The sequence below is a fragment of the Flavobacterium sp. MEB061 genome (assembly GCF_000834715.1).
Classification (GTDB): domain Bacteria; phylum Bacteroidota; class Bacteroidia; order Flavobacteriales; family Flavobacteriaceae; genus Flavobacterium; species Flavobacterium pectinovorum.
The window spans coordinates 186,809-199,264 of record NZ_JXQR01000005.1 but is presented as its reverse complement, the minus strand read 5'-3'; the positions used below and the strand labels follow the sequence as shown (position 1 = coordinate 199,264).

Here is a 12,456-nt window from a genome sequence, read left to right as displayed (position 1 = left end):
ATACTTATCTTAATCTTATATAAATGAAATTTGGAATTATAAAAGAAAGAAAAAACCCACCAGACAGACGTGTCGTATTTGCTCCGGGTGAACTTGCAAAATTAAAACAGCTTTATCACAACGCTACAGTTGAGGTAGAAAGCTCAGATATTAGAATTTTTTCCGACATTCAGTATAAAAGTTTAGGGATTACTATTACAGATGATGTATCAAATTGTGATGTTTTATTTGGTGTCAAAGAAGTCCCGGTTGAAAATTTAATTCCAAATAAAGCATACTTCTTTTTTTCGCACACAATTAAGAAACAACCTTATAATCAGAAACTACTAAAAGCAATTTTAGAAAAAAACATCGATTTGTATGATCATGAAACTATAGTTGATGAGCATAATCGCCGTTTAATAGGTTTTGGAAAGTATGCCGGAATGGTTGGTGTTTATAACGGAATTCGTGCTTTTGGAATAAAATTTGAATTGTTTAAACTTCCAAAAGCTGAAACTCTTGCCGGAAAAGAGGCGCTAATTATGCATTTAAAACGCATTACATTACCGCCTTTAAAATTTGTAGTTACAGGAACGGGGAAAGTAGGTTCTGGGGTAAAAGAAATTCTGGATGCGATTAAGGTAAAAGAAATTACAATCGAAAATTATCTGACGAAAAATTATACACAAGCGGTATATGTGCAGTTGGATGTTTTAGAATATAACAAACGAATTGACGGTCAAGCTCTTGATTTTAATGATTTTGTAGAGCATCCTGAAGCTTATGTTTCTGATTTTGAAAAATTCACTAAAGTTTCAGATATTTATTTTGCGGGTCATTTTCACGCAAGTGGCGCTCCGATGATTTTAACCAAAGAAATGCTCAATGCCAGCGATTGTAAAGTAAAAGTAGTGGCAGATATTTCTTGTGACGTAAACGGACCAATTGCCAGTACGCTGCGTTCTTCGACCATTGAAGAACCTATATATGGTTATTTTCCTTTAGAAAATAAAGAAGTTGATGTTTTTCATCCTGCCGCTGTTGTAGTTATGGCTGTTGATAATTTGCCATGTGAAATTCCAAAAGATGCGAGCGAAGGTTTTGGTGAACAATTTATGGAACACGTTATTCCTGCCTTTTTCAACGGAGACAAAGACGGAATTCTTAAACGTGCCAAAATCACCGAAAAAGGTAAGTTAACACCAAGATTTGCGTATTTACAAGACTACGTTGACGGGAAGTAAAAAAAGTTTCAAGTTTCAGGTTTCAAGTTAAAAAGCGGTATAAAACTTTTAAAGTTTTATACCGCTTTTTGTTATTCAAATAGTTTGTAGTTAGTTCTGCGATCCAGAACGTGAAACCTGAAACTTGAAACTTTTTTAAATAAAAAATCTAAACCATCTCCTCCGGTTTCACCCAGGCGTCAAAATCGTCTGGAGTTACATAACCCAAACGAACGGCTTCGTCTTTTAGAGTAGTTCCGTTTTTGTGTGCGGTTTGAGCGATTTCTGCCGCTTTATAATAACCAATTTTAGTATTTAAAGCCGTAACGAGCATTAATGAATTATCGACTAATTCTTTGATGCGTTTATAGTTAGGTTCAATTCCCTGAGCGCAATGTTCGTCGAATGAAATACAAGCGTCTCCTAATAATCTGGCAGATTGAAGGAAATTAGCAGCCATAACGGGTTTAAAAACATTCAGTTCATAATGTCCCTGCATTCCGCCAACAGCAATTGCCATATCATTTCCAATAACCTGAGCACAAACCATAGTTAAAGCTTCACATTGTGTTGGATTCACTTTTCCGGGCATGATAGAAGATCCTGGTTCGTTTTCTGGAATATGAATTTCGCCAATTCCGGAACGTGGGCCAGAAGCCAGCATTCTAACATCATTAGCAATTTTGTTTAAAGAAACGGCCAATTGTTTTAACGCACCATGCGTTTCAACAATGGCATCGTGGGCAGCCAATGCTTCAAATTTATTCTCTGCAGTTACAAAAGGGTGATTGGTAAATTGTGCAATATATTCGGCCACTTTTACGTCGTAACCTTTTGGAGTATTAAGTCCGGTTCCAACGGCGGTTCCGCCTAAAGCAATTTCAGATAAATGGGCTAAAGTATTTTTTAAAGCTTTTAATCCGAATGCCAATTGAGCAGCATATCCTGAAATCTCCTGACCCAATGTTAACGGTGTTGCGTCCATAAGATGCGTACGTCCAATCTTTACAACATCCTTAAATTCTTTCGCTTTCGCGGATAAAGTAGCGTGTAATTTTTCGACCCCGGGAATTGTAGTTTCTACAATCATTTTGTAAGCAGCGATATGCATTCCGGTTGGGAAAGTATCGTTGGATGACTGCGATTTATTAACATCATCGTTTGCTTTTATAAATTGTTCGCCTTCGCCAATTTCAAAGCCTTTAAGTACCTGAGCACGGTTTGCAATAACTTCATTTACGTTCATATTACTTTGCGTACCTGAACCGGTCTGCCAAATTACAAGTGGAAACTGATCATCTAATTTTCCTTCTAAAATTTCATCGCAAACAGCAGCAATTGCATCACGTTTTTCGATTGGTAAAACACCTAAATCATGATTGGCATAAGCGGCCGCTTTTTTTAGATAAGCAAAACCTTCTATAATTTCTTGTGGCATAGATGCCGATGGACCAATTTTGAAATTATTTCTGGAACGTTCTGTTTGTGCACCCCAATATTTATCGGCTGGGACCTGAACTTCGCCCATGGTGTCTTTTTCTATTCTGTATTTCATTTTGTTGTAATGTATGGTTATTGTTTGTTGTTGTGTATTGAACGCGGATGACGCTGATTTACTTCGTAAAAACGCTGATTAAAACGGATTTTTTATTTTCATGTTTAAATTTCTTTTGAAAACGATTGCCCTAGCCCTGATGGGAACGGCATCCTTTTGTGGCGGGGTTCGCCACAAAAGATAGAGTGGACAGCAGGAAACAGCTCCTGAAAACACTCATATTCTTCTTATTTAGATAGTTAAAAGTTTATATGAAAAAATCCTTATTTAAAATGAGTTTAAATATACGGATAATTGTGATTTTACGAAAATTGATTTGGATTTTATTGCTAAGGAAAAATATAAAACTTACATTTGTCATTACATTCAAAAATTCCGGAAAACATGTTTGAATTTTCACAGTACTTAGGTTTTTTACTTTTCTTGACCATACTAACTATAGGGTTTTGGTTGATGTTTTTCTTAGTTGGTTTCGTATCTTATTGGGTTACGGGTGCTAGCTGGGAAATGTTCAAAGAGAAAAGAGCAAAGAAAAGACAAGAACAATCGATTTAATTTTAAATTGATTTCAATAAAAAAGGACCCGTTTTACGAGTCCTTTTTTTATGCTAAAAAAATAAATAAATTCCAATTTTTTTTAAATTCCAAATTCCAATAAGAAAATCAAAATAGCAATTAAAAAATTCCAAATTCCAATTTGCGAGACTTAATAATTAAGTTTAGAAAATTGGAATTTGGAATTTATTTTTTTTTGGAATTTTATATACTATCCCGGAAATTCTCCGCCGCCTTCGCCGCCGCCATCATTTTTAGGTGCTGCATTTTTATCTCTTTCGTTTTTAGCTTTGTTAAAACGATAGGTAAACGATAAGTTGAATTGACGTTTACGGAATTGCATTTCGCTGTATGATGTTTGATTTTCAAGATAAGTATATGATTTCATGATTCTTGAGTTGAAAATATCACTAATATTGAAAGCAATTGTAGCTTTGTCTTTTAATACATCTTTACTAAAAGCAGTATTTATACCCAACTGACCTAAGTTTTTACCTTGTGCAGTTTTTTGCTCTCCATTGTACATTCCTGTTAATTGCCAATCGATTTTGTACGGCAAAGTAACTTTAGAATTAATTCTTGCAAACCATGAATTTGCTTGGTTGTCAAGGTTTTGTACTACTGTTTCTCCGGTTACAACATCTACATAGCTGTTTTCTCCCGTTGTTTTTACATTGTAAAAGTTGAAGTTACTGTTTACTTTCCACCATTTGAAAGGTGTGTAATTGAAAGTAAATTCAAAACCAAATTTTTGCTCCTGACCTAAGTTAATAGGTTTACTTAAAATAACAGGAATTCCATTTACTAATTCGCCGGTAGGAGATCTCACAAAACTGAAAACGTCTTTCGTATCTTCAAAATAAGCCGAAGTATTGAAAGTTACTTTGTCCCAACGCTTGATAAAGCCAATATCGTATTTGTCTGTTAATGATGGGTCTAAATCTGGATTTCCCTGAAAAATATTAATATTACTTGAGTAATTTGTTGCAGGGTTCATAAAACGTCCTCTTGGTCTTGATAAACGCTTGCTGTAACTTGCTGTAAAATTACTTTGATTTGAGATTTCGTAGCTAATAAACGCACTTGGAAATAAGTTGTTGTATTTTTTAGTATTGAAATCGTTATTGTCTAATAAGTTAACCTGGATATTAGTGTCTTCCCAGCGCAAACCAAATAAATAAGAAAATTTGTTTACTTTGAAACCATATTGGGTATAAAGTGCATTGATGTTTTCTTTATATTCCAATGTATTTGATAAATTTGGATCTGGTTGATTTAGATCGTCTGTTATTACATATTGGTTGTTCAGGTCGCCAAAACTTCCTTTATATCCGGCTTCAAACTGACCTCCTTTGCCTAATGGCAAAACGTAATCGGCCTGTAATAAAACTTGTTTTTGAACCTGATCGTTTAAAGTAGTATTGAAATTTGGCGATGCGGTAATAATACTGTTGCTGTCATCTGTATTTCTTGAAATAGATAAATCAGCAGTAAGTTTATGACCTTTGTCGTTGAAGTTTTTGATTAAATTAGAAGTAAACTCTACGTTTTCACTTCCGGTATCGGCATTGTTTAATCGGGATGAAGCTCCGGTAAAAGTACGGGCAGCATCGTAATTATTGTAGTTGATTATATCTACGTCTTCTCCGGTATTTTTTTGGTAGTTAATGGCGTTTGTCCAAAAAGTAGTTGGTGTTAATGTCCATTCTATACCCGCTCTTCCGTTAAATCCGTCTCTGGTTCTTTTAGTATCACGATCTTCGTCTAAATAACTTTTAGTTGTACCGTCTTCGTTAAAATATTCAGAATTAGTTTTTCCGCCACCTTCGTTTGTTCTGTAGTTGTAACCTCCGGTGGTAAAGTAGTTTAATTTTTCTGTTTTATAGTTTAAATTGGCGCTTAAGCCATACGTTTCAGGAAGTCCTGTCGAAGCAATAAAAGTTCCGTTGAAACCTTGATTTTTTCCTTTTTTCAAAATAATATTGATCAAACCCGAACCACCTTCTGCATCATAACGGGCCGATGGGTTGGTAATAACTTCAACTTTGTCAATAGCATCTGCCGGAAGCTGACGTAAAGCTTCGGCAACATTAATAGCATTTGATGGTCTTCCGTCAATTAAAATACGGATATTATCGCTTCCTCTTAAGCTTACATTTCCTTCTGTATCAACAGAAACCGAAGGAACGTTATCAAGAACATCACTTACAGTTCCGCCCTTAACGATCATATCCTGACCAACGTTGTAAACTTTTTTATCAAGTTTTATTTCTACTGTCGATTTTTCGGCACGAACTACAACTTCATTCAATTGAGCAGCATCTTCAGACAGGTTTATTACACCTAAATTAGTATCATCCTCAATGCTTTTTTGTTTAATTTCTGTTGATTTAAACGAGATAAACTCAATTTTTATATCGTAAGTTCCAGGTGCAACAGCAACTTCAAATTCACCTTTTGGGTTCGTTATTCCTCCGGCAATAACTTTGGTGTCATTAGGTGCCATTATCGAAATTGTTGCATATTCAAGTGGTTGTTTACTCACTTTTTCGAAAACTTTTCCGGTAACTTTTACCTTGTTTCTTCCTGCAGGTGGTTGTTGCGCATAATTGTAAAAACTTGTAAAAAGCAATACAAGTAATACAGCAAATTTGATTTGTTTCATTGTTTTTTCTGGTTTCTTTTTCTTTTTAGACCGCAAATGTAGCTTTTGGTTTAAAGAGAGAAATCACAAAAAAATGTTAATGCGCTTCTTTATAATCAATCTAAAAAGGCAGCAACCAAATCAGGATCTCTTCCTATAATGGCTTTCCCGTCTTTTACAACAATTGGGCGCTCAATCAAAATAGGATTGTCAATCATGGACTGAATAATTTCATCATCATCCATCGTTTTTCCTTTATAATTTTCGATCCAAATTTTTTCTTTAGTTCTCACTAATTGAATAGGTTGAAGATCTAATTTTTGTAATAAAGATTTTAATTCGTCAAAAGAAGGCGTTTCTGTTAAGTACGGAATAATTTCATATTCCTGATTTGACTGATCAATAAATGCAAGACAAGTTCTTGATTTTCCACAACGGGGATTATGATAAATTTGTATCATTTTGTTAATTTTAATATGTTGTAAGGCAGTTAAAGTAAAATTTAGGTATTTTAGCTACACCAAAAGTAAGATTTACTTATTTATCATATATCTTTTAAAAGCAATAAATATATCATAACTTTAAAAGATATTATTTCTCATTTTTTAAATTTTTAATATATGTTTTTAGAACAAGGAATTAAGCCCGAAAATAAATTTTGGAAATACCTTATTGGATCAGTCATTATTATTACAGCATCATTTGTTGGTCAAATTCCTTTTTCTGTCGCAGTTCTGTATAAAAGTTTTAAAGATAAAGCTGTTTTTCCTACGGATAATGCTGAAGTAATGAAAATGTTTGAGCCTAATCTGACATTGTTTTTGGTCATGATATCTTTTGCTTTTGCCTTTGCCGGAATTTATTTCGTAGTAAAGTATCTGCACAATCAAACTCTTTTATCAATTACAACATCACGTCAAAAAATAGATTGGGGGAGGGTTTTCTTTTCCTTTATTTTATGGGCGGTTTTTTCAATAATTAGCTTTTTTATAATTTATTTCAGAGCTCCTGAAAATTTTGTGTGGAATTTTAAATTAGTTCCGTTTTTAATTTTGGTAGCTGTTGGTTCTATTTTAATTCCGATACAAACCAGTACAGAGGAATATGTTTTTAGAGGATATTTAATGCAGGGATTTGCTAATTTGTCTCTAAATAAATGGTTTCCACTATTGATGACTTCATTAATTTTTGGATCTATGCATGTTTTTAATCCTGAAGTAACAAAAATGGGTTACATTATTATGATTTATTACATTGGCACAGGCCTGTTTTTAGGAGTAATTACCCTTATGGATGAAGGAATGGAATTGTCTTTAGGTTTTCATGCTGCTAATAATTTGGTAGGTGCTTTATTGGTAACTTCGGATTGGACGGTTTTTCAAACACATTCTGTTTTTATAGATTTATCAGAACCTTCTGCGGGTCTGGATGTTATCCTGCCTGTGGTAGTGGTTTATCCTATTTTGCTTTTTATTTTTACTAAAAAATACAATTGGAGCAACTGGAAAGAAAAATTAACTGGAAAAATAAACGTAGTAGAATCATCAAATTAAATAATATATGTTACAGTTAACGCATAAAAATGTTCACAATTATTTTAAGATAAACGGATATCATTTAACTGCAGATGAATTGCGTCGCGTGGGATATGATTATATAAAAGAAGGCGATGCAAATGATAGAGCGATAGGAGAGTTTTTATTGGATTGGTTCGATGATAAAGATTATATCGAAATGAGAACTTCGGGAACAACAGGATTGCCAAAAGTGGTAAAACTGCAAAAACAAGCCATGATTCAATCTGCATTGGCTACCGGAGATTTTTTCGAATTAGAACCTCGTAACAAAGCTTTACTTTGTTTACCGGTAAAATTTATTGCCGGTAAAATGATGCTGGTTCGCAGTTTTATTTTAGGTCTTGATTTAGATATTGTTGAACCAAGTACACATCCATTAGCTTTAAACACAACTAAATATGATTTTGTTGCAATGGTACCTTTACAGGTTCAAAATTCAATTGAAGTTTTGCAAAATGTTAAAAAACTGATTGTCGGCGGAGCCAAGATGGATTCATCTCTTGAGGAAAAAGTTTTACCGTTAAAAACAGAAGTTTATGAAACTTATGGCATGACGGAAACCATTACTCATATCGCTGCAAGAAGGGTAGGGGAAAATGTTTTTACCGTTTTGCCAAATGTAAAAATTGTTCAGGATGATCGAGGTTGTCTTGTTATTACTGTTGATACGATTTCTGAAGAACCAATAGTAACAAACGATTTGGTAGAAATAATAAGAGAAGATCAGTTTATTTTTTTAGGAAGAATTGATAATGTTGTCAATAGTGGAGGAGTAAAATTGATTCCAGAGCAAATAGAAGCAAAACTGATTGATAAAATTAATTCCAGATTTTTTGTTACCGGAATCCCGGATACTGTTTTGGGCGAAAAATTAATTTTGGTTATCGAAGGTGAAAAACAAGATTTTGCAACTGATTTTTTTGATGTTCTGGACAAATATGAAAAACCAAAAGAAATTGTTTTTGTTCCGAAATTCAAAGAAAATGAAAACGGGAAATTATTGCGTAAACCGAGCTTAGTGTGAAATTTCAATAAATAAAAATCCCAAATGCCAACCGTAAAATTGGGGTTTGGGATTTTTTATTTGAAAATTTTTATAATGAAGTGTAGTTCCTACGGGCAATGTCGTTAAGTTAAGAGTAAGTCTATAAAATTACCTAACAATTTAATCAAGAAAGTAATTAGAAAAATCCGTTTTTATCAGCGTTTTCGCTTTAGCGAATCAGTAAAATCAGCGTCTAATTTTGACGCGGATAAAACAGAGTTACTTCGTAAAAACGCGGATAAAAACAGATTTGATTTGCAATAATTTTATTTTTTAAAAAGCTTAACTTAACGACATTGCCCGTAGGGACTAAACATTCTAAGCGATAAATTAAAAAAAATAAAAGCAAACAAAAATCCCAAATTCCAATTTTACGGTTGGAATTTGGGATTTTTTTATTGGAATTTAATCTTATTTGGAATTTAATTTATTCCTTACGTTCTAAAAGTGCCATATAAAAACCATCAAACCCAGATTCTGAGGCCAAAATTTTACGGTCTTTTATAAAATTAAATTGTTTTCCTATTTCAGTTTTCAGGAATTTTTCAACTTGCTCCTGATTTTCCGATGGTAAAACAGAACATGTTGCATAAACTAATTTCCCACCTGGCTTTACAATTTTAGAATAGCTTTCTAAAACTTCAGACTGAACTTTACGAATGTTGTCAATAAATTCAGGCTGTAATTTCCATTTTGCATCAGGATTTCTTTTTAGCACTCCTAAACCACTACAAGGCGCATCAATTAAAACACGATCTGCTTTTTCGTGCAGTTTTTTGATCACTTTTGTAGTGTCAATAATGCGATATTCAATATTAAAAGCACCATTTCTTTTGGCTCTTAATTTCAATTGTTTCAATTTACTTTCGTACAAATCCATTGCAATCAATTGTCCTTTGTTTTCCATCAAAGACGCAATATGTAATGTTTTTCCACCAGCTCCGGCGCAAGTATCTACAACACGCATTCCGGGTTTTACATCCAGAAAACCAGCCACTAATTGTGAGTTGGCATCCTGAACCTCAAAAAGACCTTGTTTAAAAGCGTCTGTTAAAAATACATTGGCTCTTTCTTTTAAAACTAAAGCTTCCGGCTGATCTTTTAAATATTCTGTTTCAATATTTAAATCCATCAACGTGTTTCTCAGGTTTTCTTTTGTTCCTTTAAGTGTATTTGTTCTTAAAATAACTTTTGCAGGCTGGTTTTGAGCAGCAATTTCTTTAGACCAAACTTTTTCGCCTAATTCTTTTACACCCAATTCATCCATCCAGTCCGGAATAGATTCTTTGAATGCTCTAACTTTTGAAAGTTCGTCAAAACGTCCTTTTATTTTTCTTTCAGGTGTTCCTTCTAATTGTTTCCAATCCGGAATTGGATATCCTCTTAAAACAGCCCAAACAGCAAACATTCTCCATAAATTGTCTCTGTCAAATGGTTCTTTAACTTCGGCAATTTCAGCATATAATCTTTTCCAACGAACAATTTCGTATATCGTTTCAGCAACAAACTTCCTGTCAGAACTTCCCCAACGTTTGTCTTTTTTTAAGGCTCTTGCTACCACTTTGTCTGCATATTCTCCTTCATTGAAAATTGCATTTAAAGAATCGATGGTAGTATAAACTAAATTTCTGTGTAATCTCATTTTTATTATTTGAGTTGCAAAGGTACTATTAATTGATTGAAAGTTAAATTTTTAATTCTAATTGTGGTTTCAACTTTTATTAAAAAGAAAAAAAACACTCTAATAAAGCTTAAAAGAGTGTTTTCTGAATTTATTTTGGAATAACTTTTATTTTATAATTCTCGTTAATCCAATATTTTCCGGAGCATGAAGCACCATTGGGAATTTCTCTATTTTTACAGAACTACTATCTAAACCGAAAGCTCTTTCTTCAGACAAACTTAATTTTTTGATGAAGAAATAAGAGTTCATGATAATATTCTCGTGCCATCTTAAATCATTGTCGTTTGATAAAAACTTCTCAGACAATACAAATTTAAAGTCACCAATAATATTGTTTTTATTTAATGATTCGTAACGACTTGTAATATCTACTTCGCCATTTTTTACCATATCTCTGATTACTTCACGAAACATCAAATTGATTTTTGTTGGCTCTCTAAAACCTAAATTAAAATCGACTCTGTAAATATCGTCTTTTGCAATTTCAGTTACTTTGTATTGTGTTTTGTATGGTTCAGTTAAAATGTTTACGTGTACAAACCAGTAAATGTCAGCTCTTTTAGGGCGTTTTTGTAATATAGAATACATTACTTTTTGTTCTAATTCGTCAACACGATTGGCATTGGTCATGTAAACTAAATGCGTAGCATATTTTGGTATCGATAAATCTTTGCTTAGCTCAACTAATACTTTTTTGTAATCGTCAATCTTAACGATTTTGGTGTAGTTTTTATTGATTTTCTTAGCCAGATACCAAATGGTCATAATCGAAATTAAAACTGCAGCGATAATTAAAGTTACATAACCACCTTCGGCAAATTTGGTAACATTGGCAATTAAAAAGCTAAATTCGATCAATAAATAAATAGTGATTAACGGAACCATGAAATATAATTTTATTCTTTTCATGATTAAGTAATAGTTCAGTAAAATAGTAGTCATGATCATACATAACACGATCGCTAAACCGTAGGCATGCTCCATATTACTAGATTTTTCGAAGTGAAGAACGATTCCAACACAACCAAAAAACAATAACCAGTTAATCGACGGAATATACAATTGTCCTTTTACTTCAGTAGGATATTTGATTTTTACTTTAGGCCAGAAATTCAATCGCATCGCCTCGTTAATCAAAGTAAACGATCCGCTAATTAAAGCTTGAGATGCAATTACAGCCGCCAAAGTTGCTATAATAATCCCTACAGGCTGAAACCAGTCCGGCATAATTAAGTAAAATGGATTTCCGTTTTCTCCGCCCAAAGTCTGTAAAGTTTGACCTTCATGGTGAATTAAATAAGCTGCCTGACCAAAGTAGTTTAATACTAAAGTTAGTTTTACAAAAATCCAGCTTATTCTAATGTTTTTTCTTCCGCAGTGTCCCATGTCTGAGTACAAAGCTTCGGCTCCGGTTGTACATAAAAATACTAGCCCAAGAACGAAAAATCCTTCTGGGTGTACTTGCAGTAAATGATAAGCATAATACGGGTTAATGGCTTTTATAACTTCGACATGTTGCGCAATTTGAATAACTCCTAAAGTTCCCAGCATGGTAAACCAAATTAACATCATTGGTGCGAAAAATTTACCAACTAGTTTAGTTCCAAATTGTTGAATTGTAAATAAAACAAATAAAATCCCGATAACGATTGGAATAGTATTTATTTCAGGATAGTATGTTTTTATTCCCTCTATAGCAGATGATACTGAGATGGGCGGTGTAATAATTCCGTCTGCCAGCAAGGCGCTACCACCAATAATTGCAGGAACAATAAGCCACTGTATTTTTGTTTTTTTGACTAATGCATATAAAGCAAAAATACCACCTTCGCCATGATTGTCAGCGCTTAAGGTAATAAGTACATATTTTATAGTAGTTTGTAATGTTAATGTCCAAAAAACACATGAAATACCTCCTAAAACGATATCCGCAGTAATAGCATGCTCGCCAAGGATGGCTTTCATTACATACAATGGAGAGGTACCAATATCTCCATAAATAATTCCTAGTGTGATTAATAAACCCCCAATAGACAACTTACTGTGTAAGTTTTTATGTGCTGCGCTCATGTATATTTTTATAAAAGACGGTTGCAAATTTACTGTTTTAAAACAAATTAGCGGTAATTAAAATTAAAAAGATAAAAAAAAGCACAATCGTCAAATTGTGCTTTAATTTTTTATTAAGAAA

The 12,456-nt window shown here is 33.3% G+C and carries 8 protein-coding genes; 3 read left to right on the top strand and 5 right to left on the bottom strand.

What is annotated here, in order from left to right; genetic code table 11:
• Window positions 1-23 precede the first annotated feature (23 nt).
• Window positions 24-1,226 (top strand): NAD(P)-dependent oxidoreductase, encoded by a 1,203-nt coding sequence (locus tag RT99_RS02415; RefSeq protein WP_042563134.1) that lies wholly within the window; start codon window positions 24-26, stop codon window positions 1,224-1,226.
• A 148-nt stretch (window positions 1,227-1,374) separates the two neighbouring features.
• Here the strand turns inward: RT99_RS02415 and fumC are convergent, their stop codons facing one another.
• From fumC to RT99_RS02395, 3 genes are all read right to left on the bottom strand, one after another.
• Window positions 1,375-2,760, bottom strand: coding sequence for a class II fumarate hydratase (gene fumC / locus RT99_RS02410; RefSeq protein WP_042563133.1), 1,386 nt, complete (start codon window positions 2,758-2,760; stop codon window positions 1,375-1,377).
• A 766-nt stretch (window positions 2,761-3,526) separates the two neighbouring features.
• Window positions 3,527-5,980, bottom strand: a complete 2,454-nt coding sequence (locus tag RT99_RS02400; RefSeq protein ID WP_042563131.1) for an outer membrane beta-barrel family protein — start codon at window positions 5,978-5,980, stop codon at window positions 3,527-3,529.
• 95 nt (window positions 5,981-6,075) lie between these two features.
• Window positions 6,076-6,420, bottom strand: a complete 345-nt coding sequence (locus tag RT99_RS02395) for an arsenate reductase family protein (RefSeq protein WP_042563130.1) — start codon at window positions 6,418-6,420, stop codon at window positions 6,076-6,078.
• A 159-nt stretch (window positions 6,421-6,579) separates the two neighbouring features.
• Between RT99_RS02395 and RT99_RS02390 the strand changes: the two genes are divergently transcribed.
• Both RT99_RS02390 and RT99_RS02385 read left to right on the top strand, forming a co-directional pair.
• Window positions 6,580-7,512, top strand: a complete 933-nt coding sequence (locus tag RT99_RS02390) for a CPBP family intramembrane glutamic endopeptidase (RefSeq protein WP_042563129.1) — start codon at window positions 6,580-6,582, stop codon at window positions 7,510-7,512.
• Window positions 7,513-7,519: 7 nt separating this feature from the next.
• The gene (locus RT99_RS02385; protein WP_042563128.1) at window positions 7,520-8,560 is read left to right on the top strand and encodes an AMP-binding protein; all 1,041 of its coding nucleotides are present in this window, start codon (window positions 7,520-7,522) and stop codon (window positions 8,558-8,560) included.
• Between the two features lie 448 nt (window positions 8,561-9,008).
• Here RT99_RS02385 and RT99_RS02380 read toward each other — a convergent pair whose 3' ends face one another.
• Window positions 9,009-10,223, bottom strand: coding sequence for an RsmB/NOP family class I SAM-dependent RNA methyltransferase (locus RT99_RS02380; RefSeq protein ID WP_042563127.1), 1,215 nt, complete (start codon window positions 10,221-10,223; stop codon window positions 9,009-9,011).
• Window positions 10,224-10,370: 147 nt separating this feature from the next.
• The gene (locus tag RT99_RS02375) at window positions 10,371-12,335 is read right to left on the bottom strand and encodes a KUP/HAK/KT family potassium transporter (RefSeq protein WP_042563126.1); all 1,965 of its coding nucleotides are present in this window, start codon (window positions 12,333-12,335) and stop codon (window positions 10,371-10,373) included.
• Window positions 12,336-12,456: the final 121 nt, after the last annotated feature.